Origin of the sequence: Pandoraea iniqua (assembly GCF_902459685.1) — a bacterium.
In the GTDB taxonomy this organism is placed as follows: domain Bacteria; phylum Pseudomonadota; class Gammaproteobacteria; order Burkholderiales; family Burkholderiaceae; genus Pandoraea; species Pandoraea iniqua.
Genome location: NZ_CABPSF010000007.1, coordinates 47,108 through 72,875, shown reverse-complemented (window position 1 = coordinate 72,875; position 25,768 = coordinate 47,108). Strand labels below are relative to the sequence as shown.

General features: G+C 64.2%; 23 protein-coding genes. 9 read left to right on the top strand and 14 right to left on the bottom strand.

Annotation, left to right across the window (positions count from 1 at the left end; all coding sequences use genetic code 11):
* Nucleotides 1-58: 58 nt before the first annotated feature.
* From PIN31009_RS21355 to PIN31009_RS21345, 3 genes are all read right to left on the bottom strand, one after another.
* Nucleotides 59-1,843, bottom strand: coding sequence for a peptidoglycan D,D-transpeptidase FtsI family protein (locus tag PIN31009_RS21355; RefSeq protein WP_150684895.1), 1,785 nt, complete (start codon nucleotides 1,841-1,843; stop codon nucleotides 59-61).
* Between the two features lie 274 nt (nucleotides 1,844-2,117).
* Entirely contained in the window at nucleotides 2,118-2,963 is an 846-nt protein-coding gene (locus PIN31009_RS21350) for a DUF3047 domain-containing protein (RefSeq protein WP_150791519.1), read from the bottom strand.
* A gap of 47 nt (nucleotides 2,964-3,010) precedes the next feature.
* Nucleotides 3,011-3,637: a LysE family translocator gene (locus PIN31009_RS21345; protein ID WP_150684893.1), complete on the bottom strand. Its 627-nt coding sequence runs from the start codon at nucleotides 3,635-3,637 to the stop codon at nucleotides 3,011-3,013.
* A 263-nt stretch (nucleotides 3,638-3,900) separates the two neighbouring features.
* On the opposite strand from PIN31009_RS21345, the gene PIN31009_RS21340 reads away from it, so the two are divergent.
* On the top strand, nucleotides 3,901-5,436 hold the full coding sequence (locus PIN31009_RS21340) for a hypothetical protein (protein WP_150791518.1): 1,536 nt from the start codon (nucleotides 3,901-3,903) through the stop codon (nucleotides 5,434-5,436).
* A gap of 9 nt (nucleotides 5,437-5,445) precedes the next feature.
* Here PIN31009_RS21340 and PIN31009_RS21335 read toward each other — a convergent pair whose 3' ends face one another.
* Complete coding sequence (locus PIN31009_RS21335; protein ID WP_150791517.1) at nucleotides 5,446-5,976, bottom strand: chromate transporter; 531 nt, start codon at nucleotides 5,974-5,976, stop codon at nucleotides 5,446-5,448.
* Nucleotides 5,973-6,605: a chromate transporter gene (locus PIN31009_RS21330; RefSeq protein ID WP_150791516.1), complete on the bottom strand. Its 633-nt coding sequence runs from the start codon at nucleotides 6,603-6,605 to the stop codon at nucleotides 5,973-5,975. Before PIN31009_RS21330 ends, PIN31009_RS21335 begins: the two co-directional genes overlap by 4 nt.
* 160 nt (nucleotides 6,606-6,765) lie before the next feature.
* Between PIN31009_RS21330 and PIN31009_RS21325 the strand changes: the two genes are divergently transcribed.
* Nucleotides 6,766-7,749: a LysR family transcriptional regulator gene (locus tag PIN31009_RS21325; protein WP_150791515.1), complete on the top strand. Its 984-nt coding sequence runs from the start codon at nucleotides 6,766-6,768 to the stop codon at nucleotides 7,747-7,749.
* 56 nt (nucleotides 7,750-7,805) lie between these two features.
* On the opposite strand, the gene PIN31009_RS21320 is transcribed toward PIN31009_RS21325, so the two are convergent.
* On the bottom strand, nucleotides 7,806-8,408 hold the full coding sequence (locus tag PIN31009_RS21320) for a TlpA family protein disulfide reductase (protein WP_150684888.1): 603 nt from the start codon (nucleotides 8,406-8,408) through the stop codon (nucleotides 7,806-7,808).
* A 64-nt stretch (nucleotides 8,409-8,472) separates the two neighbouring features.
* The gene (locus tag PIN31009_RS21315) at nucleotides 8,473-9,636 is read right to left on the bottom strand and encodes a transglutaminase-like domain-containing protein (RefSeq protein ID WP_150791514.1); all 1,164 of its coding nucleotides are present in this window, start codon (nucleotides 9,634-9,636) and stop codon (nucleotides 8,473-8,475) included.
* Nucleotides 9,637-9,869: 233 nt separating this feature from the next.
* Here PIN31009_RS21315 and selD point away from each other — a divergent pair, with 233 nt between their 5' ends.
* Nucleotides 9,870-10,982 carry a selenide, water dikinase SelD gene (selD, locus tag PIN31009_RS21310; protein WP_246185793.1) on the top strand — a complete coding sequence of 371 codons (1,113 nt, stop codon included), beginning with the start codon at nucleotides 9,870-9,872 and terminating at the stop codon, nucleotides 10,980-10,982.
* Here the strand turns inward: selD and PIN31009_RS21305 are convergent.
* Entirely contained in the window at nucleotides 10,866-12,116 is a 1,251-nt protein-coding gene (locus PIN31009_RS21305) for an FAD-dependent monooxygenase (protein ID WP_150791513.1), read from the bottom strand. The two genes, selD and PIN31009_RS21305, sit on opposite strands and share 117 nt — an antisense overlap.
* A 145-nt stretch (nucleotides 12,117-12,261) precedes the next feature.
* On the opposite strand from PIN31009_RS21305, the gene PIN31009_RS21300 reads away from it, so the two are divergent.
* Nucleotides 12,262-12,975 carry a TetR/AcrR family transcriptional regulator gene (locus tag PIN31009_RS21300; protein ID WP_150791512.1) on the top strand — a complete coding sequence of 238 codons (714 nt, stop codon included), beginning with the start codon at nucleotides 12,262-12,264 and terminating at the stop codon, nucleotides 12,973-12,975.
* A 43-nt stretch (nucleotides 12,976-13,018) separates the two neighbouring features.
* Here PIN31009_RS21300 and PIN31009_RS21295 read toward each other — a convergent pair whose 3' ends face one another.
* From PIN31009_RS21295 to PIN31009_RS21280, 4 genes are all read right to left on the bottom strand, one after another.
* Nucleotides 13,019-13,858 (bottom strand): alpha/beta fold hydrolase, encoded by an 840-nt coding sequence (locus PIN31009_RS21295; RefSeq protein WP_150791511.1) that lies wholly within the window; start codon nucleotides 13,856-13,858, stop codon nucleotides 13,019-13,021.
* Between the two features lie 14 nt (nucleotides 13,859-13,872).
* Nucleotides 13,873-15,447: a benzoate-CoA ligase family protein gene (locus PIN31009_RS21290; RefSeq protein ID WP_150791510.1), complete on the bottom strand. Its 1,575-nt coding sequence runs from the start codon at nucleotides 15,445-15,447 to the stop codon at nucleotides 13,873-13,875.
* Between the two features lie 187 nt (nucleotides 15,448-15,634).
* The gene (locus PIN31009_RS21285; RefSeq protein ID WP_150791509.1) at nucleotides 15,635-17,212 is read right to left on the bottom strand and encodes a 3,4-dehydroadipyl-CoA semialdehyde dehydrogenase; all 1,578 of its coding nucleotides are present in this window, start codon (nucleotides 17,210-17,212) and stop codon (nucleotides 15,635-15,637) included.
* Between the two features lie 73 nt (nucleotides 17,213-17,285).
* Nucleotides 17,286-17,756 (bottom strand): DUF4863 family protein, encoded by a 471-nt coding sequence (locus PIN31009_RS21280; protein ID WP_150791508.1) that lies wholly within the window; start codon nucleotides 17,754-17,756, stop codon nucleotides 17,286-17,288.
* Between the two features lie 250 nt (nucleotides 17,757-18,006).
* On the opposite strand from PIN31009_RS21280, the gene PIN31009_RS21275 reads away from it, so the two are divergent.
* From PIN31009_RS21275 to boxA, 4 genes are all read left to right on the top strand, one after another.
* Nucleotides 18,007-18,921 carry a helix-turn-helix transcriptional regulator gene (locus PIN31009_RS21275; protein ID WP_058377772.1) on the top strand — a complete coding sequence of 305 codons (915 nt, stop codon included), beginning with the start codon at nucleotides 18,007-18,009 and terminating at the stop codon, nucleotides 18,919-18,921.
* A gap of 112 nt (nucleotides 18,922-19,033) precedes the next feature.
* Nucleotides 19,034-20,689: a 2,3-epoxybenzoyl-CoA dihydrolase gene (gene boxC, locus PIN31009_RS21270; protein WP_150791507.1), complete on the top strand. Its 1,656-nt coding sequence runs from the start codon at nucleotides 19,034-19,036 to the stop codon at nucleotides 20,687-20,689.
* A 56-nt stretch (nucleotides 20,690-20,745) separates the two neighbouring features.
* Entirely contained in the window at nucleotides 20,746-22,173 is a 1,428-nt protein-coding gene (gene boxB, locus PIN31009_RS21265; RefSeq protein WP_150791506.1) for a benzoyl-CoA 2,3-epoxidase subunit BoxB, read from the top strand.
* A gap of 65 nt (nucleotides 22,174-22,238) precedes the next feature.
* Entirely contained in the window at nucleotides 22,239-23,504 is a 1,266-nt protein-coding gene (gene boxA, locus PIN31009_RS21260) for a benzoyl-CoA 2,3-epoxidase subunit BoxA (RefSeq protein ID WP_150791505.1), read from the top strand.
* A 162-nt stretch (nucleotides 23,505-23,666) separates the two neighbouring features.
* Here boxA and PIN31009_RS21255 read toward each other — a convergent pair whose 3' ends face one another.
* On the bottom strand, nucleotides 23,667-24,317 hold the full coding sequence (locus PIN31009_RS21255) for a TetR/AcrR family transcriptional regulator (RefSeq protein WP_150791504.1): 651 nt from the start codon (nucleotides 24,315-24,317) through the stop codon (nucleotides 23,667-23,669).
* 141 nt (nucleotides 24,318-24,458) lie between these two features.
* On the opposite strand from PIN31009_RS21255, the gene PIN31009_RS21250 reads away from it, so the two are divergent.
* Nucleotides 24,459-25,040, top strand: a complete 582-nt coding sequence (locus PIN31009_RS21250; protein ID WP_058377777.1) for a DJ-1/PfpI family protein — start codon at nucleotides 24,459-24,461, stop codon at nucleotides 25,038-25,040.
* A gap of 85 nt (nucleotides 25,041-25,125) precedes the next feature.
* Here the strand turns inward: PIN31009_RS21250 and PIN31009_RS21245 are convergent, their stop codons facing one another.
* The gene (locus PIN31009_RS21245; protein WP_150791503.1) at nucleotides 25,126-25,683 is read right to left on the bottom strand and encodes a 2-thiouracil desulfurase family protein; all 558 of its coding nucleotides are present in this window, start codon (nucleotides 25,681-25,683) and stop codon (nucleotides 25,126-25,128) included.
* Nucleotides 25,684-25,768 lie beyond the last annotated feature (85 nt).

Genomic DNA, 25,768 nt, shown 5'->3' with positions numbered 1-25,768 from the left:
CTCCGCCAGAGGGCCGACAATCACCGCTCATATTTCCCGTCGTTTCCCCACTCCCACCCTATCCATGCGATCCCGGATCGTCCGCCGGTGTATCCGTCGTCGGTGCAGCCAATATCACACCCGGTCTCACCGGCAAGTCCGGTCTGATCCCCAATAAGGGCAACGCCTGTGACGCGATTTCCGCAAACGCAGGGCCCGCCGCTTGTCCCCCAAAGTGCTGCGACGCCTTCGGCTCATCCACCGACACCGCAATCACCAATCTCGGCGCCGACAACGGCGCAATCCCCACAAACGACGCCCGATACTTCGAGTGATCGTAGCCGTGCACGCCCGCCTTGTACGCCGTGCCCGTCTTGCCCCCAATGCTGTATCCCGCCACCTGCGCCGTCGTCGCCGTACCACCCGTATCGACCACGGCCGCCAACATCTTTCGCATCTCCGTCGCCGTGCGACTGTCGATGACGCGTACTCCCTCCGGCTGCACCTGAGCATCCGGCTTGATGATCGTGATCGGTACCAACACACCATCGTTCGCAAAGATGGTGTACGCACGCGCCAACTGGAACAACGACGCCGAAATACCATAGCCATACGCCATCGTCGCCTGCTCAATGCGCCGCCACGATTTATACGGGCGTAATCTCCCCGAGACAGCACCCGGGAAACCGAGCTTCGGCTGCTGACCCAACCCAATCTCGGTGAACATGTCCCACATCTCCTCCGCCCGCAACATGGTCGACACCTTGGTCATGCCAATGTTGCTCGACTTCTGAATCACACCCGCCGCCGTCAATACCCCGTTCGCGCTGTCGTCGCTGATGGTGGCACCCTCGAACACATACCGGCCCGGGCCCGTGTCGATGAGGGTGGCCGGCGTCAGACGATGCAGGTCCAACGCCAACGCCATAGTGAACGGCTTGAGAATCGAACCCGGCTCGAATACGTCGGTAAACACCCGGTTTCGCAACTGCTCACCAGTCAAATGCTCCCGATCATTGGGGTTGTACGTCGGGAAGTTGGCCAGTGCCAGCACCTGTCCAGTCTTGGCGTCGATGACGACGGCCATGGCGGCTTTGGCGCCAGTGCGATCCAGTGCGTTCTTCAACGCCTCGTACGCGATGTACTGCACGCGGGTGTCGAGCGTCAGGCGAATGTCCTTGCCGTCGCGCGGCGGACTGGAATCGTCGAGATCCTGAATGGTGCGGCCGATACGGTCCTTGATGACGCGCCGTACCCCGGCTGCGCCTTCAAGCAAGGGCTCTTCGCCCAACTCCATGCCTTCCTGTCCCTTGTCCTCGACGTTGGTGAAACCCACGACGTGGGCGGCAACGTCGCCTTCGGGATAGAAACGCTTGTACTCGCTGCTCTCGTACACGCCGGGAATGCCCAGCGCTTCCACCTGCTTGCCGATCTCGGGCGATACCTGACGCTTGATGTAGACGAATTTCTTCTCGCCGATCAACTTGCTGCGCAAGTCCTTGGCCGGCATGTCGAGCAATTTGCTCGCTTGCTGAATATCGCTGTCGGACAGGTCGTCCGGCACTTCGGTCGGCACGGCCCACACGGTACGCATGGGCAGGCTGGTGGCAAGCACGCGGCCATCACGGTCTTCGATCTTGCCGCGCACGGCCGGCATGACGATGGTGTGCTCGTAACGCTTTTCACCCTGCGCGATGTAGAAGCCGTTGCCGGGGCCCGCAATCCAGAAGGCACGCACGACTAAGCCGATGAACGCGAGGGTGATGACGATGACGACGAGTTTGGAGCGCCACAAAGACATGCGCGATTGAAGGACCGGACTGGCGGAGAACGTGACGTCCTTGGGCTGGCGTTTCTTTTGCATGGCGCTCGCGGGGCGTTGAGATGCGATGACTGCGGTGAGCCAATCAACAGACTCTGGCTCAAATTCTAGGCCAGATAGCGTAGCACGCAAGCGACTGTTGCAATAGCGCAAAAGCCCCGTCAGACGGGGCTTGCAGCGTTTTTTTCGATGACGTTGCGACGCGATCGCGTATGGGTGTCAGCAGGTGAAACCGGACACGAAAAATCGGCGGGAAAACATCCGTACGCACCCGCTCCCATTCGCTTCTTTCCGCGTCGGTGCCGCTACTTCGCCGCTACTTCACCGCGCCGAACCGGACGTCGCCGTACCACGCGTGCGCACTCGCGTGAGTGTTGTCGCTGTCGGTGAAAACCCCATAGCCCATCAATTTGCCGGGCTTCTGGTGATAAACGCGCTCGTAGTCGGCCGCGAGATTGCGCGAGAAGGACTGCCATTTGCCGACGCTGGCATCGGCACCCGCCACGACGAGCATCTGCACGCGGTCGGTATGCGGGTTCTGGATGACGCTGCCCGGCGTTGCATCGTTGGACCAGATGTACATCAGCGTGGCGTAGGGCAGGTCTTCGCCACCCGCTTTGGCGAGGCTCATTGCCGCCCGGTCGCCGAAGGGTAACGACGATTTGTCGCCGTCGAAGAAGAAGACGATCCGTGCCGGTGAGTCTTCTTTGTCGGCTTCGCGGTTGTCCGCCCCGGGAATCGCGCCCGCCACTTTCCAGCGCCACGAGACGCTCGGAGTGGCCGCGAGATCGATGCCGTCGCCCTTGTACATGAGCGCCGAGGCCGAATCCACGGATTTGGCTTCGATCACATTACGTCCGTCGTCAGCGACGACGTTGTACTGGGTGAGCTTCTTGCCTTTGACGACGGGCAGGTTCTGCGCGCCAACAGGCAACGCACTCCCCACGGGGGCTTGCGAGAAGAGGGCACCGCTCGCTCCATCGCCATCCGCCGCGAAGGCCACGCGCGGGGCGAGGCCAACGAGGGTAAGGGCGAGTGCGGCGGTGCACGCGGCGCGAAGGGCGCGCGCCCCCGGGGAGATCAACGGGCGGCGGAGGGTGCTGGAAATGCGGGAATTGCTGGAATTACTGCAATTGCGAAGCGGCGAGACGATGCGTTGCATAGTGAGCGACTCCGGCTTTGTGAGGGGCGCGGCAGGCCCCGGAACACTTACCGCTGTTGCATGGCGACGCGCAAACCCAGTCCGATGAAGATGGTGCCGATGATCTTGCCCTGCCAGCGCAGCAGCCACGTAAAGCGCTTCACAAAGCGGCCGAGCGGGCGTACCGACAGGGCAATCGCGGCCGTGTACACGGCGCTCATGGCGACGAACACCATGCCCAGCACCAGAAACTGCATGAACACGTTGCCTTCGCTCGCATGCACGAACTGCGGCATGAAGGCGAGGAAGAAGAGGGCGGTCTTGGGGTTGAGCACTTCGGTGGCGACGGCTTGGGCAAACGCGCGCGTGGGCGATACCTGCGGCGCCACGGGCAACTGCGGATCGCTCGGGCGCTCACGCAGCGCCTTGATGCCGAGATAGATCAGGTAGGCCGCCCCGATGTATTTGACGACGTCGAACGCGAGCGCCGAGGTCATCAGCACGGCCGACAGGCCCACGGCGGCGCACAGGGTATGGACGAGATCGCCCAGCGCGATGCCCATGCCGGTCATGACGCCGGCGCGGCGCCCGCCCTGCACGGTGCGGGTGATGGTGAGCAGCACGGCAGGGCCGGGAATCAGGAACAGCCCGAGCACGACGGCGAAGAACGTGGCGAGGGTGGCAAAGGTCGGCATGGGGTCTCCGTGGAACAGGGCCGTCTCATAGTGGTGGGCGGCGGGTGGCCGGTGACCGGGCAGTCGCCAGCAGGCAACGGCGGCCGGACGGCACGATTGCGACATCATCCCAGATTTGGCGGCGGCCTGCTCAAAGGCGCCGAGGGCCGGTGCGGGCGCGCGCCGGCAAGCCCTTTGCCATAACGCCGCGAGCAATCCCGCAAGCTGGCACGGTGCCGCCACGACATGCTGCGCGCTTCGTCAATTACACCGAAGGTATACGAATGCCACTGTCCATCGACACACTCGCACGTCTGGTCGATCTGGGGCCGTTGTTGGGCCGGCATCTGGCGGCGTTCGCCGGGCATGAAATGGGGGAAGCGCTAGGTGCTATGCGGAACTGCACACTGACCCACGGCTGCTGCGAAGTGACGCGGAACAAATCGTTCGACCTGATTCTTTCGCATTGCGGCGAAGGCCCCGACTCGTTCTACGACGATTTCATCTACGCGTACAGCGCGTACAGCGAGTATTGGGCACCGGTGACGGCGCTGGCCGGCGCGGGCCTTTGCTGGACGTCACGGGCCGCACTCGACAAACTATTCTCGCCTTGGTTGCGCTCTGACAACTGGATTCCGCCGACCCTCGGCGGGGCATTTCCGCGGCCGGTCGGCGAGGCGGCCGCCACGGCGCCATCAGACATTTCGCCGGACGAGTTGCATGCGAATCAGCAGTACGACGTCGCCCGTCAACTGACAGCATGGCGAAAGCCCGGCCTGCCGCAGGCAGACGCCGATATTTCCCGGGCCTTGATCGTGCACCTGTCGAACACGCCACGTGCGAGCGATCTGGATAGCTGGCACATCGTCGCGTTGTGTGGACTGCTGGCGCATGGGCTCGACTTTCAACTCAATGCCGCCGACGAACAAAGTCTTCGCATCATTCCCGCCATGCCTTCGTTGATTCGGCGTGACGAGATGTTCGGGCTGCTCCACGACGTGCTGGTGCCGGACTGGACATCGGATGCGCCGGGGACGCCGACGTTTTCAGTGCACCCGGTCGACGTGCAGTTGTTCGATCCGGAGGAAACCACCGACGATCTCGAGGCACCACCGGCGGCACGCGTCGATGCATCGACACCGGCGCCATCACGCGACGCGCGAAAGCAGGAGATCCGCGAGACCCGGGAACGGTTGACGGACCCAGCGGCGCTCGCGCGCGTACGTTCGCGTGTGGTGTCGCTGATCGCTGCCAGCGTGCGCAACGACTGTGGCATACGAGCCGATTGGCAATACCTCTTCAATATGCGGATGTCCACCGCGTCGGTGTATATCGAAACCTGCGCAGAGGTGCTGGAACGCATCGGAAACAGCGTGATGGCCGACGTCTCGACGCGTGACATCTGGAAGTGGCACGACGCGCCCCCGGCAGGTACCCATGGGCCATGGCCGCCGTCGATGCCGATGCACGTGGCGCAGTGGCTGGCACGCGTGCTGATTATCGAAGCCGGAGTTCAGGCAACGCCGGCGGCGCGCTCGGCCTCCGGATTTGCGGCGATGGCACGGATGGACACACCGCCTGCGCTGGTCATCGGCTCGCTGGCGTGGGGCGACCTCGTCAAGGGCGTGGAGGTCATGGGCAACGCGCACTGGCATGCGTCGTTCGACACGGTTAGCCGCGCTGGTAAAACCGGCGTAAATCCGATGCCGGATGCGAGCGGGCAGGACGCCCCTGAGCGTGAAGCATCGTCGCGCAGGCAAAAGCCGAAGCGAGCCCACAAGTCACGCCACAAGCACGGCGCGAACTGGCGCCACGCTTGAGCGTATCGCTTACAACCACGCGCCGCCGATCAACCCCGCAACGCTGCCCGCCGCCAACCACCACAACGGGTGGACACGCGTGCGGATGGCAAGCACGGCCACGCTCGCGGTAATGCCCGCAAGCAGCCACGATGTGGCCGATGCCTGAGCAATCAACGCCGCACTCGCGGCCACGAGCCCTGCCGTCATCGGCATCAAGCCGGCCTGAACGATGCGCCGCCATGGCCGGTCTTTGAAGCGCTGCCACAGATGCAGCACGAAGATCGTAATCAGCGACGACGGCCCGAACTTGGCGAGCGTGGTGACCAGCATCCCCTGCCAACTGGCCACATGCCAGCCGACCAGCGTGACGATCATGAGATTCGGGCCGGGCGCGGCCTGCCCAAGCGCGAACAGCGCGCTGAATTCTTCGGAGGTCATCCAGTGGTGGATGTCGACGACCTGACGTTCCATCTCCGGCAAGATCGTGTTGCCCCCGCCGAAGGCGAGCACGGACAACTGCGTGAAGATGAGCGCGAGCGAGATGAGGGTGCCGGTCATTGCGAAACCCTCCACGTGGCGTAGATCGACAGCGGCGTCATGATCAGCATGGTGAGCACGAGCGGCACGCGCAGCACGGCAATCATGATGAAACACGCCGCCGCCACTCCGGCCAGCACGGCAGACTTGCGCAGCGGCCACGACACTTTCCACGCCATCTGTATCAGCAGACCGGCCGCCGCCGCCGCGAGCCCGGCGAAGAGATGCTTCACGTGCGGGTCGTTCTGAAAGTGCTGATAGACCATGCCGAGCATGATCACGACGGCAGAGGGCGCCGCAATCAACCCGAGAATCGACGCCAGCGCGCCGCGCCAGCCGTGAAAGCGCATACCCAATGCCACGGACAGATTGATGATGTTGCCGCCGGGCAGAAACTGGCACAGCCCGAGCAGATCGGTGAATTCTTCTGAAGTCAGCCAACGATGCCTGTCGACGATCATGCGGCGCGCAAGCGGCAGTGCGCCGCCGAACGCGGTCATGCCCAAGCCGAGAAAGCCGAAGAAAAGCTGACGAATGCTCGGGACGACGGTGTTGGCGGTGTCGAGGGTGTCTGGGGTACCGGAGATCGGGGGATCGGGCGGACGTGTCGCCGGCGGGGCGAGCTTGGTGGACGGAGCCGGAATGCGCATGGCGGGAATCTTCTAGAACTACAACAGCCGTGGGGGCCGCCCGGCAGGAGGTGACATCGCTGAAGGAGATGCACGGGCGCCGCGTGGGACAACGTCAGAGTAGGTCGATTGCGCTATATTGTCCAATATATGGAAGTGACTGAAATCATATCGAACTAATATGGCAAACATCGACATCCGGCTGCTGCGTTATTTCATTGCGGTGGCCGAAACGGGCCACATGACGCGCGCGGCTGAACGGCTCGGCATTGGTCAGCCGCCGCTCTCCCAGCAGATTCGCGTGCTGGAGACACAACTGGGTGTGACGCTCTTCGAGCGGTTGCCGCGCGGTATGGCGCTCACCGACGCGGGGCAGGCGTTTCTGGGCGACGCCTATGACGTGGTGCGCAAACTCGATCAGGCGGTGGATGACGTCCGGCGCGTGGCCGCAGGCGTCAAAGGGCGGCTGGCGGTGGGCTTTACGAGTTCGTCGGCGCTGCACCCGTTCGTGCCTGCCGTGATTCGTGCATTCCGGGCGGATGCGCCAGCGGTTTCTCTGATGCTCGATGAGAGCAGCACGACGGAATTGCTCGATGGCCTGCGCGACGGTCAGCTCGACGCGGTCTTCATTCGTCAGCCGCTGGGCGACATCGCGCAGATTGCCATCGTGCCGGTGTTGGAAGAACCGATGGTGCTGGCGGTGCCCTCGTCGCATCCGCTCGCGCTCAAAGGGCGTGCGGGCAAGGCAGCGGTGCCGCTGACGGCACTCTCGGCGGAGAAACTGATTCTCTATCGACGCCGCACGGGGCAGGGGTTGTACGACGCGATCATTGCCGCGTGTCACGGGGCTGGGTTCAGCCCGCATATCGAGCAGGAGGCGCCGCGTTTGCCGTCGACGCTATCGCTGGTGGCCGCCGGGCTGGGGGTGTCGATCGTGCCGGCATCGCTCATGCGCATGCAGGTGGAAGGCATCGTCTACCGGCCACTGACACCGGCACCGCGCGCGCCGCTGCACTTCGCGTATCGGGATGGGGTACTCGCAGGGCCGACGGCGCGTTTGCTCGACCACGTGCGAACGGCGGCGAAAACCGGTGGATGGGGGGATGTGAGTTTGTTGAACGAAATGAGTGGGGAGAGTGGAAAGAGTGGCAAACGTGGGAGATGACGTTCGCCGGAAAGTGATCGATATCCGCCGCAGCCATCTCCCATCGATGGATGTCCTCAAGCCGTAGAACCCCCGCCGCCCTGTTGCAGCAACGCCTCGATATGCCCGTGCAGGCCGACGTCGGTCCATTCGAGTTCGCCCATGCGCCAGAAGCGCGCATTGCCGGCGCGGTCGACGAGGTAGGTGGCCGGTAACCCGATCGCACCGAAGCGCTTGAACACGCTGCCGTCGCGATCGAGCAGCACGGTGCCGTCGATGGGCAATTTCGAGAGAAACGGTTTGACGGTCGGGGGCGACTCTTTCACGTTCACGGCCACTAGCGCCAGACCGCGACTGCGATACTGCCGGGCCACTGCGCCCATCGCCGGAATCTCTTCGCGGCACGGCCCGCACCACGTGGCCCAGAAGTTGAGCACCACCACACGCCCACGCCATTCCGATAACGCATGCTGCTGACCGTCCAGCCCTTCCAGCGTGAACGCCGGGGTTGCCCCGCGCCACGCCGAGAGCGTGCCGCCGGAGTTGCCCGCGAGCGCGCTGTCGTCGACTTCGGCGCCGGGCTTGCCCGGCCCTGCGGCCAGCGCTGGGGTGTCGATTCCGGCCAGCGCCCCGGCTGTGCCGAGTGCGCCCAGCGTCTGAAGAAAATGACGGCGTTGCATGGTGAAGCTCTCCTTCGTTGTCTGACGCGAGTCCCGAGAGACCCGCAAGTCCCGCAAGTCCAGATCAGGCCTTGAGTTCGCGCGCGCTCATGCGATAGCGGAAAGCGTCCGGGTCCAGACTGTCGAGCCGGCCTTGTGCCACTTCGCCATTCGGATACATAAGGAACGGGACCGAGCCGTCGCGCTTGTCGCGCGCGCCCGGCAGCGGCACGTCGGCACCGTGATTGAACGCGACCCAGTTCATTTCCCACTGGCCGAACAACATCGCCCGCGCCGCCCGCACGCGCAGATCGTCGACGGGCAGACCGCCCGGCACTTCTTCGAGCACGACCTTGCGCACGTCTGCCGGATCGACCGGCACCCAGCCATAGCCGGCGGCATAGAACTCGGCGCGGCAATGCTGCGCACGCGTCACGTCGCCTGCTTTGCCGAGACTGTTGAAACCGTGATTCGATGTCGCCACGCGAACGCCGTACGCATCGCGTGCGGGAATGCCGACCGAACGTGCAAGCGCGGTGAACAGCGCGTTGATGTCGGCGCATTTGCCCGCGAGGTCGCCCGTCGTGAGGATGTAGCGCACGTCGCCGGTGCCGCAACCGCGCACCGACCCTTCGCGGCGGCAGTTGTCGACGATCCACTGATAGATGGCCTGTGCTTTCGCCACGTCACCGTCTTGCCCGCGCGTGATGCGCTGGGCCGTTTCGCGCACGAGACCGTCGGTCGGCTGCAACTCGGTCGGTTGCAGATAACGGCGCAGCACTTCGGCCGACTCGCGCGGTGCATTGGCCGACGGCGGCTGCGACAAATCGACGCGGCGGTCGCGTGTGGCAAACGTGTTGATGAGGGTCACCGTGCGCGCCGGGGCACCCTGTGCAGGCGCATCGGGCCACGCGACGGCGAGCATCGGCACATCGACGCCAGCAGCACCGCGCACCTTGCGCAATTCCGCTTGCGCGCCCGGCGCTTCCCAACGGGTGCCGAGTGCTTGCTGGTACGTTGCGGAGGGCGAAATCGCGACCGGCAGCCAGACGTTGGCAGGGCCGGCGGAGGAGGGCAGGTCGACTTGCGTCGTCAGCTCGAAGGTGCGCCAACCGTCGGCCGCATTGGGCGTATTCGTTGCGGCGGGTTGTGAGGTGGCGGCTTCGGCCCGGCCAGTGACCAGCGCGGCGGGCAGCATGGCGGCGGGTACGGTGGACGCGGCGAGCGAGAGAAAACGACGACGTTGCATGATGGAATCCCCGTCAGAATCAGCGCCCACGGCGCATGGTGGTTGGGATGTCGTTCGACCGGCGACGCCATAGCACGGGCCATCGGGCGAAAGCTGCTCCATAATACGTCGACTTTTGGCAAACTGTCGTCATTGCACCGCAGGGTATGTACGTAGTCTGAAACAGACATGCCGCACATCCCTTCCGCGCGCCACGAGCGCCACGAATGCTACCCAATCCAACGCCAACGACCATGACCGCACACGATGCCACTCAGGTGGATGCTTCACAGCCCGCTTCGCAAGCCGCTCCGCAGACGACGCCTGCCGTCCCGCGATTGACTTCGCTCTCGCACGGTGGCGGCTGCGGCTGCAAGATCGCGCCGGGCGTGCTCTCGGAACTGCTCGCACGCAACGAGTCGCCCATGCCGATGCCGGCCGCCCTGCTGGTGGGCACCGAGACCTCGGACGACGCGGCGGTCTATCAGTTGAACGACGAGCAGGCGATCATCGCCACGACCGATTTCTTCATGCCGATCGTCGACGATCCGTTTGACTTCGGCCGCATCGCCGCGACCAACGCGCTCTCCGATATCTACGCCATGGGCGGTAAGCCGATCTTCGCGCTGGCGATTGTCGGCATGCCGATCAACGTGCTGCCGCGCGAGACGATCCGCGACATTCTGCGCGGTGGCGAATCGGTGTGCGCCGAAGCCGGTATCCCGATTGCGGGCGGTCACAGCATCGACTCGGTGGAACCGATCTACGGGCTGGCGGCGATGGGCGTGGTGCATCCGAAACGCATCAAGCGCAATGCCGACGCGCAGGCGGGCGACGTGCTGGTGCTGGGCAAGCCGCTCGGCGTCGGCGTGATGTCGGCGGCGCTCAAGAAGGGCCTGCTCGACGCTGACGGCTATCGCAGCATGATCGATGCGACCACGCGTCTGAATCGTGTCGGCCCGGCACTGGCCGCACTGCCGGGCGTGCACGCGCTCACCGACGTGACGGGCTTCGGCTTGCTGGGACACACGTTGGAAATGTGCCGTGGCGCCAACCTCGCGGCGTATCTGCGCATGTCCGACGTGCCGCTGTTCGATGGCGTGCGCGAACTGGCCGACAAGGGCTGCATCACGGGTGCGTCGGGTCGCAACTGGGCGTCGTACGGCAGCGCCGTGGAACTGGGCGAGCGCCTCACCGACCGGGATCGCGACCTGCTGTGCGACCCGCAGACGGCGGGCGGGCTGCTGGTGTCATGCGCCCCGGGCGCGGTCGACGATGTGCTCGCCGTGTTCCGCGCCGACGGTTTCGCCGAAGCCGGTATCGTCGGTGCCATGCGGCCGGGCAAGCCAAGCGTGCGTGTGATCTGATCCGGCTAACAAATCGCCGAGCAGATCGCTGATGTGGATGCCGTTCTTGGCGGCGTCCATCTGCTCATCGGGGGCGGGGCCGTTGCGCCGCAAATCGACGAGCGCCTGATTGAGATCGACGTAGGGCCGCATGCGCCCTTCGTACTCGGCAAACGCATGCGCCGGATTCGGCCAGTGTTGCGCCAGCGAATACGCCAGCACGGCGGCACCGACCAGCGCAAGGCTGGTGCCCTGTCCAGAGAATGGCGAGGCGCAATGCGCTGCATCTCCGGCGAGCGCCACACGTCCCTTCGACCACGACGCCATGCGTATCTGCGCCAGTTCGTTGTAATAGAACTCGTCGGTGGTCTGCATAGCTGCGATCAACGCGGGGATGTCGCCGCCCAAGTGTTCGCAATGCGCCGTGACGAGGCGCTTCTGCGCGGCCATGTCGTTACGCGGTAACGCCGGAGCGGGGGCCTCGAAGCCCACGCCGATACGCAACGAATCCTGATCGAGACTCGGGTAGATGATGTACCCCACGCCGCCCTCGCGATGGCCCAGTTGCCAGTCCTTCAGATCGATCAGGTTGGGCGTGGAGAACAGGGCCAGCACCATGTTCAACGGCCGCACGACTGACGCCTCGTCGTCGAAGCACAGGCGGCGCACGTTGGAATAGGTGCCGTCGGCGCCAATCACCAGATCGAAGGTGCGCGATGCACCTTTCTCGAAACTCACCACGACCCGATCGCCCTGATCGTCGATGGCACGAATGCTGTCGTCGTAAAGCCACTCGACGTCCTCGCCCAGTGCACCCGCCAGCAGCTCGCAGAGATCGTCACGGAAGACCTCGATGTCGCCGATATTGATCCGGCCGCCGCTGAAGGTCCGCTCTTCGGAGCGATCGAGCTCGTTGCCCTGCGCGTCCAGCATCGACATGCCTTTGAGTTGCGTGCGCAACGCCTTTGCCTGCCCCAGCAATCCCATCGCTTCGACTACATCGAGCGCAACGCCACGAATGTCGACCGCCTGACCGCCCCGGCGCAGTTCGGGCGCGCGCTCGACCACCGTGGTGGCGAAGCCCGCTCGGTCGAGCCAATACGCCAGCGCCAGACCGCTCACGCCAGCGCCGGAGATCAATACGTTTGCCTTCATGAATGCCTCTCGTTCGGATAAGTCGTTCCGGACATCGACGGGACGGCGGTCGCCATCCCTGCATCAATGTTTCCAGTGGAAAGATTTTGACGAGACTCCCGATTGCCGTCAACATATTTTTCCGTTGGAAACATTGACCTCAGGTATGACAGACAAATCCCCCGGCAAGCCTGCCGACAAGGCCGCCGATGAAACCGCCCGGGCACCGCGTGCCGGCCGTGGCGCGAAAGTGCGTCCGTACCATCACGGCGGTTTGCCCGAAGCGCTCTTGCAGGCCGCCGAGACGGTGCTCAAGCGCGATGGCCTGCGCGGGCTGACGTTGCGCTCGATTGCGCGCGAGGCGGGGGTTTCGCACACCGCGCCGCAGCATCACTTCGGCGATACGGCGGGGGTGTTGAGCGAACTCGTGGCGGATGGGCATCGGCGGCTGGCGGCGGCGATGTCGGCGCGCGCCAGCGAAGCTACGCCCGGCCCGGCGCGTCGCAAGGCGGTCGCGCATGCGTACATCGATTTCGCGGTGGCGAATCCGGACATGTTCCGTCTGATGTCGCGCAACGAATTACTCGATCTGGAACGGACATCGTTGCAAGACGCGCGCCGCAACTCCATGCGCTTGCTCTCAGGCGTGCTCGATCCCGCGCCGGTAGTGGATGCGCAGGGCAATAACGAGTGGTGGGGAGAGTTGGATGCCGAGCGTGCCGTCACGATGGCGGCGGGCTGGGCGTATGTGCATGGTCTGGCTGCGCTGCTGGTCGATCAGCGCTTTGCGGGGCTGGTGCGCCGCACGCCGTCCATCGAAGATGCCAAGGCGCTGGTGTATCGCGCCATCGAAGATATGGCGATTGCGCCGGAGCGTTGAGCCCGCCCCGGCGCGGTGAATCCGTGAATCTGCGAATCGTGAATCAAGCGGCGCGCTGATCGCCTGACGCTTCGAGCGCACCGCCGCCATCGATGAACGACACGATGGCTTGCGCGAGTGCCTCGGGGGCATCGCGATGGGGGGAGTGTCCGCAGTCGGGCAGCTTCACCACTTTCGCATGCGACACGTTGGCGGCAATGCTGTCCATCTGCGCCATCGTGCCGTACTCGTCGTCTTCGCCCTGAACCGCGAGCAGCGGCTTCTCGATACTCGCCACTGCACCGACGAGATTCCATTCGCGAAACGCCGGGTTCAACCAGATATCGTTCCAGCCCCAGAAGGCGCTCTCCACATCGTCGTGATAGCGCGCGAGCTTGGTGCGCAGATCGGTCGTCTCGAACACCGTTTTCGTCTTGGCAATACTCTCGACCGACACGTCTTCCACGAACAGATGCGGTGCCAGTACGACCGCCCCTGCCAGCCGGTCGGGGAACGCGGCCGAGAACAGCAACGCAATCGAACCACCGTCGCTATGGCCCACGAGCCACACGCGCCCGGCGGCTTCAGGGCCGACACCGACCGCATCGAGAAACGCAGGCAACACTTCGCGCGCCTGCTTGTGCATGAAGTCGACCGGCCACTTCTCGTCATGCGGGCGCGGCGTCGAGCGGCCGTAGCCGTTGCGCGAAAACACGAGGCCACGATAGCCGCCCGCATCGCACAACTGCTGCGGCCAGTCTTTCCACATCGCGACCGACCCCAGCCCTTCGTGCAGAAAGACCAGCAATGGCGCGTCGGTGCGCTCACGATTGAGCCACCGGTATTCCAGCGAGAGCGGCCCGTGCGAGGCCGTCTCGATCCGGGCGAACTGTACGTCCGACATCGTCTCGTCTTCTCCTATAGCAACTCGCGCAGTTTGAAGCGCTGGACCTTGCCCGTCGCCGTCTTCGGCAGATCGTCGACGAACACCAGCTCGCGAGGGTATTTATGCGGCGCCAGACGCGCCTTGACGAACGCCTTGAGCGTCGTTGCCATCTCGTCATCGGCCACGACACCGGGCTTGAGTACGACAAACGCCTGCGTCTTTGTCAGACCGTTGTCGTCGCGGCCGACCACACCCGCTTCGAGTACTGCGTCGTGCTGCATGAGCACCATCTCGACTTCGATGGGCGAGACATATTGGCCGCTGACCTTGAGCATATCGTCACTGCGCCCGGCATAGACGTAATACCCATTGGGCAGACGCTGGTACTTGTCGCCGCTCTTGAGCCAGTCACCGAGGAACGTGGCGCGCGATTTCTCGCGATTGCACCAGTACATCAGCGCCGCACTTGGCCCCTTGATGTACAGGTCGCCGATCTCGCCGTCGGGCACGGGCTGGCCGTTCTCGTCGCGCAGTTCCACCGAATAGCCGGGCACCGCTTCACCCGTCGTGCCGTAGGCCACTTGCCCCGCACGATTCGACAGGAAGATGTGCAGCATTTCAGTCGAGCCGATACCATCGAGAATCTCTGCGCCGAAATGCGCGGTGAAGCGCTCGCCGATTTCGCGCGGCAACGCTTCGCCTGCCGACGTGCACAGGCGCAGCGCGACGTCTGCGCGGGCCGGCAGGTGCGGCGACGCGAGCAGGTTCGCGTAGAGCGTGGGCACGCCGTAGAAGATCGTCGGGCGATGCTGTTTCAGGCGCTGCGCCACCGCTTCGGCGGTCGGGCGCTCGGCCATCAGCAACACCGTTGCGCCGACGGACAGCGGGAACGTGAGGGCGTTGCCCAGCCCGTAGGCGAAGAACAGTTTCGCGGCCGAAAAGACCACGTCCTCTTCGCGAATGCCGAGCACGTTGCGGCCGTAGGTTTCCACCGTCCAGTACAGGTTCGCGTGCGTGTGCACGGTGCCCTTGGGCTTGCCGGTGGAACCTGAGGAATACAGCCAGAACGCAATGTCGTCGCCGGCGGTGTCGGCGGGCACGGCACTGGGCGGCCCGTCGATGAGCGCGTCGAACGTGACGGGCGGGGTCTGTTGTGCGGCGTCGGCAGCATCGGCGACGGCCACGGGCTGAGACACCACACACGGCGGCGGCGCGCCGGTCTTGTCGAGTGCGGCCTGCACGGTGGGCATCAACGCGCCCGAGGCGATCACGAGTTGCGCCTTGCTGTGCGCGATCATGTACGCGTAATCGTCGGCCGTGAGCAGCGTGTTGACGACAACGGGCACCACACCGGCATACAGCGCGCCGAGAAAGGCGACGGGCAGGTCGATGGTGTCGAGCATCACGAGCAGGATGCGTTCTTCCCGATGCACGCCTGCGCGTGCGAGTCCCGTCGCAAAGCGCCGGCTACGCTCGGCAAGCTCGCCATAGGTGAGCGATTGTGTGTCGTCGAGATACGCCGTCTTGGCGGCGCGAGCGCGATTGAGCGCTTCAAGGTGCGCGGCGAAGTTGAAGTTCGCCGGCGGTGGGGTGAGTACGGCTTCCATGTTGCCTCCGGTGGATCGCCGCGCGTGCCCTGCACACGTGCGAGGGCAACGCGCACGTGGCGTTGGTTCTCTTCGGCGCTCTGACGGCGCCTGTATGAAACACCTTGACTACGACGGCTTGCGACTTTTTTCGACTGCTTTCGGCTGCTTGTTATGGCTTAGGACTGCTTGGCATTGATAACGGCGACTACTTCGGTAATTCAACGGCATCCGCCGTCAGGGATTCGACCAACGCTGCGGGGCCTTGGATTGCCGAGCGCACGTGATAGAAACGCAGCGCCCGCAGCCCGCCCAGTTCTTCACCGCCGCCGGCGCGGCCCGGGCCGCCATGCAACGACTGCGGCATGACGTTGCCGTGACCGGTCTGCGTCTTGGCGACCGACGGATCGACGGCATGCACGCGACCATGGGCATCGGCCAGTGCAACGGCGGGTGCGCGCATGGCGAGTGCGTCGTTGCTGAACAGCGACACGACGAGCGAGCCCTGACCGCGTTTGGCCAGTGCGACCGCCTCGTCGACATCGCGATAGCCGACGAGTGTGGCCACCGGCCCGAAGACTTCCGTGTTGTGCACACGCCGCCCCGACGCGCCATCGCGCAGGCCGAGCAGTACCGGGGCGACGCAGGCGCTATCCGCGGTGGCATCGACGAACGTGGCATCGCGATTGCCGTCATAAAGCGTTTCCGCTTCGGCTTGCAGATCGGCAATGCCTTCCAACACGGCGCGCTTTTGCGACAGGCTCACTAACGAGCCCATCCGCACGGTGTCGTTGCGCGGATTGCCCACGACGGTCTTCGCCAGCCGCTCGGCAATCGCTGCCGCTGCCGCATCGAAGTGTTCCACCGGCACCAATGCGCGGCGAATGGCGGTGCATTTCTGTCCGGACTTGACGGTCATCTCGCGGGCCACTTCGCGCACGAACTGATCGAACGCAGCGGTGCCGGGCGCGGCATCGGGCAGCAGCAGGGCGCTGTTCAGACTGTCGGCTTCGACGTTGATACGTGCCGAGCGCTCGGTGAACGCCGGGTTCGCGCGCAACGTGGCGGCCGTGGCTGCCGACCCGGTGAACGACACCACGTCGAACGGACCAATACGATCGAGCAGTCCGGCGGCGCTGCCGCAAATCACCGAGAGGCTGCCTGCGGGCAGCACGTTGGCGGCGACGACATCGGCCACCATGCGCTGCGTGAGCCATGCGGTGGACGTCGCAGGCTTCACGATCACGGGCACGCCGGCGAGTAGCGCTGCGGCAGCTTTCTCCCACAACCCCCACGCCGGGAAGTTGAAGGCGTTGATGAAGAGCGCGACGCCCGGCGTCGGACGCAAGAGATGGCGCACGGCAAACGAGCCATCTTTCGCGAGCGGCGTCGCAGCGCCGTCGAGCAGCGTATGCGCGTCGCCGAGTGCGGCGCCCAGCTTGGCGTAGGTCGACAGCGTGTAGATGGCCCCGTCGATGTCGACGGCAGAATCGGTGGCGACGGTGCCCGAGTTGGCCGTGGCAATCGCGTAGTAGTCGTCGCGATTCGCCTGCAACGTGGTGACGATCTGCGACAGCCGTTGCGCGCGCTCGGCGAACGACAGCGCCCGCAGCGCAGGCCCGGCGGTATCGCGTGCGAAGGTGAAGGCGGCGTCGAGATCCAGTCCGTCGCTCGACACACGGGCGAGGGTGTCGCCGGTGACGGGATCGGTGAGGGCAGTCCCTTCACCGCGACCGGCGACCCATTGGCCCGCGACGTAGTTTTCCAGCAAGACAGGCGTACTCATGGCAAAGACTCGGTGAGCAAGCGCGCGTGCGCCGGGTGGCCGCGTTGTCACGCAGCCACCGCAGAATCGGGCGTCAGGCGCTGCGGGTAAATTCGATGGCCCCTTGGGGCAGGAGATACAGCACCAGCGCGCGACCCTGTGCCACGGTCGGGCGATGCGCCGTGCCGGGGCCGTAGACGCACCAGCCGGCCGGATGCCCGTCGAAGGTCGCGCCGGGCGTGAGCGGCATGATCAGATCGATTTCGCCATTCGGATGCGTATGGTGCGGACCGGCCAGATCGGCCATGTCGACCACATCGACGGAAAAACCATGGGTATCGGGGGTGGGCTTGATCACACGGCCATAACGGATGCCGCCGCCTTCGCGATTGCACAGCCAGCCGTCGGCAACGCCGGTCTGGCAGGCAGCGGTGAGGGCCGCGAAGCCTTCGGAATCGGCACCGTAATGGGTGTTGAGCCAGTCGGCGAGGCCGGCGTCGAGCGCACGGCCGTCGAGCTGTCGCGTAAGGTCGGCGATCAGCGCCTGAAATTGGGGCACATCCATCCATGTCTCCTGGGGATGACGCAATGGCAAGCTGACCGCTTTTTCGCTTCGGCGAACACCATCGGGCGATGGCATGGCGGCGGCTCGCACTGTCTTGTTCTGACGATCTTCCGTACACCGGGTTTGACGCCGATCAGGCCGGGCGACGGCCCGTGTTTGCTTTTTTATCGACGCATGGTGAAAATTAGAGCATGCAATTTTCGCTGTCAAGCAATATATTACATGTTACCTGTTCTGAGGATCTCGCCCAATGAATAAGAGTGCGCCTGCCGATGGGGTGTTGACGGCGCGTGCCGCCGTAGAGAAAGACCCGTTTCTGGTTGCGCTGGGCGAGCGCGTGCGCACGCTGCGCGCCCGTCGCGGCTTGACGCGTAAGGCGCTGGCGCTCGACGCCGATGTGTCCGAGCGCCATGTCGCCAATCTGGAGTCGGGCGTGGGCAACGCGTCCGTGCTGTTTCTGCGTCAGCTCGCACAGGCACTAAATTGCACATTGGCGGAAATCGTCGGCGATGAGACCACGTCTTCCGCCGAGTGGCTGCTGATTCGCGAAATCCTGCACGGTCGCGATGGCGAGGCGCTTACGCGGGCCCGTCAGGCACTCAGCGAGTTGTTTGCGGGCAGCGAGCGTGACCCGGACCGGCGCGGGCGTATTGCCCTCATCGGGCTGCGTGGCGCGGGCAAGTCCACGCTGGGCCGGATGCTGGCCGACGACATGCACGTGCCGTTTGTCGAACTCAACCGCGTGATCGAACAACTGGCCGGCTGCCCGCCGTCGGAAATATATTCGCTCTACGGCGCCACCGCCTACCGCCGCTATGAGCTGCGGGCGCTGGAAGCCGTAGTCGCCGAGCATCCGCGCGCAGTGATCGCGTCGCCGGGCGGCATCGTGAGCGACGCGTCCACCTTCAATTTCCTGCTCACCCATTGCTATGCCGTCTGGCTGCAAGCCTCACCGGAAGAGCACATGAAACGGGTGGTAGCGCAGGGCGACTTGCGGCCGATGTCGGGCAACGCGGAAGCGATGGACGACCTGAAGCGCATTCTCGCCGGCCGGCAGGACTTCTACGCCAAGGCGGACATGAGCTTCGATACCGGCGGGAAGGCGCTGGCAGACGCTTATCTGCAACTGCGAGGGCGCTTGGCAGTGCAGTTATCGTCCGACTGAACGTCTCGTATCTGCAAAATAATTCATTTTTATTCAAGTTAACCGTTGACGGTGGGTTTGTGCTGCACTATATTGCAATTCAACAAGATCATTATTCGAGTTGGAGGCAATCATGTTCGGCAAACCCCACGTCGACTACCGTACGGACCCTACGCAGTACAAGCACTGGAAGCTGAGTTTCGAAGGTCAGGTCGCCACGCTGACGATCGATATCGCAGAAGACGGCGGCATTCGCGAGGGCTACAAGCTCAAGCTCAATTCGTACGATCTGGGTGTGGATATCGAACTGCACGATGCCGTTCAGCGCATCCGCTTCGAGCACCCTGAAGTCAAGACCGTGGTGGTGACGAGCGCGAAGGACCGCGTGTTCTGCTCGGGTGCCAACATCTTCATGCTGGGCGTGTCCTCGCATGCGTGGAAGGTCAACTTCTGCAAATTCACCAACGAAACGCGCAACGGTCTGGAGGACTCCAGCCGCTACTCGGGTCTGAAATTCCTCGCTGCCGTGAACGGCGCCTGCGCAGGCGGCGGCTACGAGCTGGCACTGGCCTGCGACGAAATCTATCTGGTCGACGACCGCTCGTCGTCGGTGTCGCTGCCGGAAGTGCCGCTGCTTGGTGTGCTGCCGGGCACCGGCGGTCTCACCCGCCTGACCGACAAGCGCCACGTGCGCAACGACCGCGCCGATATTTTCTGCACCATCGTGGAAGGCATTCGCGGCGAGCGCGCCAAGCAATGGCGTCTGGTCGATGAAGTGGTCAAGCCCGCGCAGTTCGCGCAAACCATCTCGGCACGCGCGCTGGAACTGGCGCAACAAAGCGACCGCCCGGGCGGCAAGGGCGTGACGCTCACGCGCATCGAACGCACCGACGAACCCGATGCCATCCGTTACGAATTCGTCGACGTCGAAATCGACCGCACCAATCGCACGGCCAGCCTGACCGTCAAGGCACCGAAGTCGGCGCCGCCGCAGGACATCGCCGGCATCGAGGCCGCCGGCGTGCGCTGGTGGCCGTTGCAGATGGCGCGCGAACTCGACGACGCCATTCTCAATCTGCGCACCAACGAACTCGACATCGGCACGTGGCTGCTGCGTACCGAAGGCGAGGCCCAACACGTGCTGGCGGCCGACGCTTCGCTGATGGCGCATCAAAGCCACTGGCTCGTGCGCGAAACCATCGGCATGCTGCGCCGCACGCTGGCCCGCATCGACGTGTCGTCGCGCTCGCTGTTCGCGCTCATCGAGCCGGACTCGTGCTTCACGGGCACGCTCGCCGAATTCGCCTTCGCGGCCGACCGCACTTATATGGCCGCGCTGCCCGCCAGCGAGGAAGACGAGCCGGCGATCACGCTCTCGGAAGTGAACTTCGGCTTGCTGCCGATGGTGACCGACCAGTCGCGTCTGGCCCGCCGCTTTTACGAAGACAAAGCAGAACTCGACGCCGTGCGCGAGACCATCGGGCGCCGCGTGCGTCCGGACGAGGCCGAGCGTCTGGGGCTGGTTACCGCAGCGGTGGACGATCTGGATTGGCCGGACGAGATTCGCATCGCCATCGAAGAGCGCGCGGCCATGTCGCCCGATGCGCTCACCGGTCTGGAGGCCAACCTGCGCTTCAATGGCAAAGAGACGATGAACACGCGCATCTTCGGGCGTCTGTCGGCTTGGCAGAACTGGATCTTCACCCGCCCGAACGCCGTCGGCGAGAAGGGCGCGCTGAAGGTCTACGGCAAGGGCAACAAGGCGCAGTTCGACCTGACCCGCGTCTGATACCCCCCACGACGAGACGTTTCCACAGATACGCACGAGACACGAGGAACCCCACGATGGCTTCGATCAACTACAGCGAGAAGATCCCCAACAACGTCAACCTGTCCGACGACCGCACGCTGCAACGTGCGCTCGAACAATGGCAGCCGAACTTCCTGTCATGGTGGGGCGACATGGGCCCGGAAGGCTCGCACGGTTTCGACGTCTATCTGCGCACGGCCGTGAGCGTGGACCCGAGCGGCTGGGCGCACTTCGATCATGTGAAGATGCCGGACTATCGCTGGGGCATTTTCCTCACGCCGGGCGACACTGACCGCAAGATTCATTTCGGCGAACACAAGGGCGAAGCCGTGTGGCAGGACGTGCCGGGCGAGCATCGTGCCAACCTGCGCCGCATCATCGTCACGCAAGGCGATACGGAACCGGCGTCGGTGGAACAACAGCGCCATCTGGGCCTGACCGCGCCGTCGATGTACGACCTGCGCAACCTGTTTCAGGTGAACGTGGAAGAAGGGCGCCACCTGTGGGCGATGGTCTATCTGCTGCATCGCTACTTCGGCCGCGATGGCCGCGAAGAAGCCGAAGCGCTGCTCGGCCGCCGATCGGGTGACGAAGACAACCCCCGCATTCTCGGCGCGTTCAACGAGAAGACGCCGGACTGGCTGGCGTTCTACATGTTCACGTATTTCACCGACCGCGACGGCAAGTTCCAGCTCTCGGCACTGGCGGAATCGGGTTTCGATCCGCTCGCGCGCACCACCAAGTTCATGCTGACCGAAGAGGCGCACCACATGTTCGTGGGCGAGTCGGGCGTGTCGCGTGTGATCTCGCGCACAGCGCAGGTGATGAACGAACTGGGCACCGACGACGTCTCGAAGCTGCGGGCGGCAGGCGTGATCGATCTGCCGACGATTCAGCGCTACATCAACTTCCATTACTCGGTGACGATCGATCTGTTCGGTGCCGACCAGTCGTCGAATGCGGCCATCTTCTACAGCTCGGGTCTGAAGGGCCGCTATGAAGAGGGCAAGCGCGACGACGACCATCAACTCAATGGTCAGATGTATCGCCTGCTGGGCGTGGACAACGGCAAGCTCGTGGAGCGCGACGTGCCGATGCTCAACGCGATGAACGAAGTGCTGCGCGACGACTACATCAAGGATTCGGTGGCCGGTGTGAACCGCTGGAACAAGGTGCTGGAGAAGGCGGGTATCGACTTCCGCCTCACCGTGCCGCACAAAGCATTCAATCGCCAGATCGGCACCTTTGCGGGCGTGCGTGTATCGCCGGATGGCCGCGTCGTGAGCGAGACCGAATGGGCCGCACATGAACGTGAATGGCTGGCCACGGCGGAAGACCGTGCCTATGTCGCATCGCTCATGGGCCGTGTGATCGAGCCGGGCAAGTTTGCCAACTGGATTGCGCCGCCCCCGCTGGGCATCAACCGCCAGCCGATCGACTTCGAATACGTGCGGTTCAACTGAAGCTAAAGCTAAAGATAAAGCGGGCCAGTCGAGCCCGCAGCGCAACCCCACAAGGAGACAGCATCATGAACGGCCCCGTTCCGGTCGAAGTCCTGAAGCAGCATCTGATCGATCCGGAGATCTGCATTCGCTGCAATACCTGCGAGGAGACGTGTCCGATCGACGCGATCACGCATGACGAGAACAACTACGTCGTGCGCGCGGACACGTGCAACGGTTGCATGGCGTGTATTTCGCCGTGCCCGACGGGGGCCATCGACAACTGGCGCGATGTGCTCAAGGCCGAGTCGTACTCGGTCGACGCGCAGCTCACGTGGGACGAACTGCCGGTGCAGGACGACGCGCTGGCCGGTCAGGGCGCGATTGGCGAGGCAGCGGAAGGGGCTGCCGCCGGGACAACTGCGGGAGATGCCGAGTTCGCCGAGCCGGCGATTGGCGGCTCCGATCTCGTGCGCGGTTCGGTCGTGCCGCCGTGGTCCGCCGCCAAGCCGTACGTCAATCTGTATAACCACAAGGCGCCGGTGCAGGCTACCGTCGTCGGCAACTATCGCGTTACCGACGCGAGCACGGAAAGCGATATTCATCACATCGTGCTCGACTTCGGTAAGCAGCCGTTTCCGGTGCTCGAAGGCCAGTCGATCGGCATCATCCCGCCGGGCACGACGGCGGATGGACGCGCCCATCACGCGCGCCAATATTCGATTGCTTCGCCGCGCGACGGCGAGCGTGCCGGGTACAACAATCTGGCGCTGACCGTGAAGCGCGTGACGAAGGATCACCACGAGCAGGCGGTCGGCGGCGTTTGCTCGAACTATCTGTGCGATCTGAAGAAGGGCGATGTGGTGAACGTGATGGGCCCGTTCGGCAGCACGTTCCTGATGCCCAATCACGCCGACTCGCATCTGTTGATGATCTGCACGGGCACGGGGGCTGCGCCGATGCGCGCGATGACCGAGTACCGGCGTCGCCGCCGTCTAAAAGGGGCGACGGGCAAGCTCATGCTGTTCTTCGGCGCCCGCACGCAGGGCGAACTGCCGTACTTCGGCCCGCTGCTGAATCTGCCGAAGGATTTCATCGACACCAATCTGGCCTTCTCGCGCACGCCGGGGCAAGCCAAGCGCTATGTGCAGGACGCCATGCGCGAGCGCGCGGCCGACGTGGCGGCGCTACTGCGCCATGAGCACACCTACATCTATGTGTGCGGCCTGAAGGGGATGGAAGACGGCGTGTTGCAGGCACTGCAAGCGATTGCCGGTGAAGCGGGACTCGACTGGCAGGCGTTGTGGCAACGGATGAAGACGGAAGGGCGCCTGCATCTGGAAACGTATTGAATCGTCAGGCGTCTGTGCGGCTGCGCCAACGTGGCCGCACAGGCACTCACCATTGACCGACGGCGCCTTGCGCCGGCTTGACACCGCGTGCTTCGGCGCGCGGTTTTTTTTGTCCCGTCGATTGTCGACGTGGATGTGCCGCGATGGCGTCACTTGCCGGCGTTACTTGGCCGGCTTCGCGATGGGTGACAGCATCCGCAGGCACGCGTCCGAGAGGCTTTGCGCAAACTTGGCACTGTCTTGTGCACGCTTAGGTTTGGCCGCGATGAGGTCGTCTGTCGCACCGTGAACACCCGAGTAAATCAGCAGCGCTACGACGCGGGGTTCTTCCGGCGCCCACGCGCCCGCCGCTTTGCCGCGCACGATGATTTCCGTCAACTGGTCGAGGATGGCGTTCTTGTCCCGGTTGGTGCGGTCGTGATGGTGGTGATGGGTATAAACGATGTCGTGCGTGCGGTAAGTCTTCACATACGTTTCGACATTCGTCTGAATCCACACGCGAAGCCGTTGCACCCAGTCGTCTGCTGCGCAGGCATCGACGGCGTCCTGCAACGTCGCCATGAACTGCTCGGTATAGCGCTTGCCCAGCGCGTCGAGCATCTCGTTCTTGGAAGCGAAGTAGTGATAGAAGGTGCCCTTGGCCACCTGCGCCTTCTCGACGATTTCATTGATCGTGGTGGCTTCCACGCCCTGCGCCAGAAACAATGCCTCTGCCGCCCCCATCAATTCTTCAAGACGAACCTCCGCCGGTTTGGTGCGGGGGCGCGTGGGTGCGGTCTCCGGCAGCTTCGCTTTGAGGGGTCTCACAGGCATCGGGTCAATTCACGAGAGTCAGGAATAGGGCAGCGGCGTCAGTTTAAGGGAAGTCTGCAAGCGCTGTCCCCGGGGCGTCACCGGAATTGGGTAACATGGGCGTGCTGTTTCCTTCCATTTTTTCTCTGAACGGAGAGTCTCATGGGCAAGAAGCGGATTCTGGTACTGGCTGGCGACTACGTCGAAGACTACGAACTGATGGTGCCCGTGCAGGCACTGATGGCCGTGGGGCATCGCGTGGAAGTGGTGTGTCCGGGCAAGAAGGCGGGCGACAAGGTGCGCACGGCGATTCACGATTTCGAAGGCGATCAGACGTACAGCGAGAAGCGCGGTCACGACTTCACGCTCAACGCGACGTTCGATGGTCTGTCACCGGCCGATTTCGATGCGCTGGTCATTCCCGGCGGCCGCGCGCCGGAGTATCTGCGTCTGAACGAGCAGGTGCTCGCCGCCGTGCGGCATTTTGCCGAGAACGACAAGCCGATCGCGGCGATCTGTCACGGCGCGCAATTGCTGGCGGCTGCCGGTGTGATCGAAGGGCGCGAGTGTTCGGCGTATCCGGCGTGTGCGCCGGAAGTACGGCTCGCGGGCGGCAAATACATGGAGATCGAGATCGACGCGGCGCACACCGACGGCAAACTCGTCACGGCACCGGCATGGCCCGCGCATCCCGCATGGATTGCGCAGTTCCTCGCGGTACTGGGGACGAAGATCGAGCTTTGAGATTGGGTGGTGCGGTAAGCAGCGGGGGCCAGTGACGGCCCCCGTTTTTTATTGCCGTCACGGGCATTGCAGACCTTGGGACGCGTCAGACGTCCCGCTCGTCTAACGCACGCAAACGGGCGTCTGCGGCGGCGAGCGTGTGTTCGCTGAAGACTTCAATGCCGTGCTCGCGCAACAACGCAGCGGCCACGCCGCGCCCGGCGATCTTCGCGCCGGTAAATGTCCCGTCGTACACGAACGTGCTGCCGCACGACGGGCTCCCTTCCTTCAATACCGCAATCCGGATGCCGTGACGCTGGGCGATGGCCAGTGCGCGCTGGGCGCCGTCGATGAATTCGGCCGTGACATCGGCGCCGGTGTCGTCGATCACGCGCGCCACCTGTTGCCAGACGCGCTCGCCACCCGCCGCCGCGCTGATTTCGGCAGGCGGGCGCGGTGTAGGCAAACCGCCAGCAACCTCCGGACAGACGGCGGCAATGAGGCCCGCCTTGCGCCAACGTTCGAGGATGTCGGCGGCGGCGGCTTCGCAAGGCGCCGCGCGTCCGTGATAGCGAACCGGCTGACCGAGCAGGCAACTGCTGACAAGAATGCGAGGCGTGCGCGCGCCGGCTGTCGCGAGGGGAGAAGTGGGCTGCGTAGACATGCGCCGGAGCCTATCACGGGGTGCGCATATGTGTCAGGTTTGTCCGAATGCAGCGCGTTTTCGAAAGCCTTTCGCCGGGCGGCGC

What these genes read in the sequence shown, in the direction of transcription:
- PIN31009_RS21275 (WP_058377772.1), top strand. Translation starts at nt 18,007, where the DNA reads ATGAATAAGAGTGCGCCTGCCGATGGGGTGTTGACGGCGCGTGCCGCC.
- PIN31009_RS21305 (WP_150791513.1), bottom strand. Translation starts at nt 12,116, where the DNA reads ATGAAGGCAAACGTATTGATCTCCGGCGCTGGCGTGAGCGGTCTGGCG.
- PIN31009_RS21335 (WP_150791517.1), bottom strand. Translation starts at nt 5,976, where the DNA reads ATGACCGGCACCCTCATCTCGCTCGCGCTCATCTTCACGCAGTTGTCC.
- boxB (WP_150791506.1), top strand. Translation starts at nt 20,746, where the DNA reads ATGGCTTCGATCAACTACAGCGAGAAGATCCCCAACAACGTCAACCTG.
- PIN31009_RS21355 (WP_150684895.1), bottom strand. Translation starts at nt 1,843, where the DNA reads ATGCAAAAGAAACGCCAGCCCAAGGACGTCACGTTCTCCGCCAGTCCG.
- PIN31009_RS21350 (WP_150791519.1), bottom strand. Translation starts at nt 2,963, where the DNA reads ATGCAACGCATCGTCTCGCCGCTTCGCAATTGCAGTAATTCCAGCAAT.
- PIN31009_RS21345 (WP_150684893.1), bottom strand. Translation starts at nt 3,637, where the DNA reads ATGCCGACCTTTGCCACCCTCGCCACGTTCTTCGCCGTCGTGCTCGGG.
- PIN31009_RS21295 (WP_150791511.1), bottom strand. Translation starts at nt 13,858, where the DNA reads ATGTCGGACGTACAGTTCGCCCGGATCGAGACGGCCTCGCACGGGCCG.
- PIN31009_RS21255 (WP_150791504.1), bottom strand. Translation starts at nt 24,317, where the DNA reads ATGCCTGTGAGACCCCTCAAAGCGAAGCTGCCGGAGACCGCACCCACG.
- selD (WP_246185793.1), top strand. Translation starts at nt 9,870, where the DNA reads ATGACCGCACACGATGCCACTCAGGTGGATGCTTCACAGCCCGCTTCG.
- PIN31009_RS21320 (WP_150684888.1), bottom strand. Translation starts at nt 8,408, where the DNA reads ATGCAACGCCGTCATTTTCTTCAGACGCTGGGCGCACTCGGCACAGCC.
- PIN31009_RS21300 (WP_150791512.1), top strand. Translation starts at nt 12,262, where the DNA reads ATGACAGACAAATCCCCCGGCAAGCCTGCCGACAAGGCCGCCGATGAA.
- PIN31009_RS21290 (WP_150791510.1), bottom strand. Translation starts at nt 15,447, where the DNA reads ATGGAAGCCGTACTCACCCCACCGCCGGCGAACTTCAACTTCGCCGCG.
- PIN31009_RS21330 (WP_150791516.1), bottom strand. Translation starts at nt 6,605, where the DNA reads ATGCGCATTCCGGCTCCGTCCACCAAGCTCGCCCCGCCGGCGACACGT.
- PIN31009_RS21340 (WP_150791518.1), top strand. Translation starts at nt 3,901, where the DNA reads ATGCCACTGTCCATCGACACACTCGCACGTCTGGTCGATCTGGGGCCG.
- PIN31009_RS21280 (WP_150791508.1), bottom strand. Translation starts at nt 17,756, where the DNA reads ATGGATGTGCCCCAATTTCAGGCGCTGATCGCCGACCTTACGCGACAG.
- boxA (WP_150791505.1), top strand. Translation starts at nt 22,239, where the DNA reads ATGAACGGCCCCGTTCCGGTCGAAGTCCTGAAGCAGCATCTGATCGAT.
- PIN31009_RS21285 (WP_150791509.1), bottom strand. Translation starts at nt 17,212, where the DNA reads ATGAGTACGCCTGTCTTGCTGGAAAACTACGTCGCGGGCCAATGGGTC.
- PIN31009_RS21315 (WP_150791514.1), bottom strand. Translation starts at nt 9,636, where the DNA reads ATGCAACGTCGTCGTTTTCTCTCGCTCGCCGCGTCCACCGTACCCGCC.
- boxC (WP_150791507.1), top strand. Translation starts at nt 19,034, where the DNA reads ATGTTCGGCAAACCCCACGTCGACTACCGTACGGACCCTACGCAGTAC.
- PIN31009_RS21245 (WP_150791503.1), bottom strand. Translation starts at nt 25,683, where the DNA reads ATGTCTACGCAGCCCACTTCTCCCCTCGCGACAGCCGGCGCGCGCACG.
- PIN31009_RS21325 (WP_150791515.1), top strand. Translation starts at nt 6,766, where the DNA reads ATGGCAAACATCGACATCCGGCTGCTGCGTTATTTCATTGCGGTGGCC.
- PIN31009_RS21250 (WP_058377777.1), top strand. Translation starts at nt 24,459, where the DNA reads ATGGGCAAGAAGCGGATTCTGGTACTGGCTGGCGACTACGTCGAAGAC.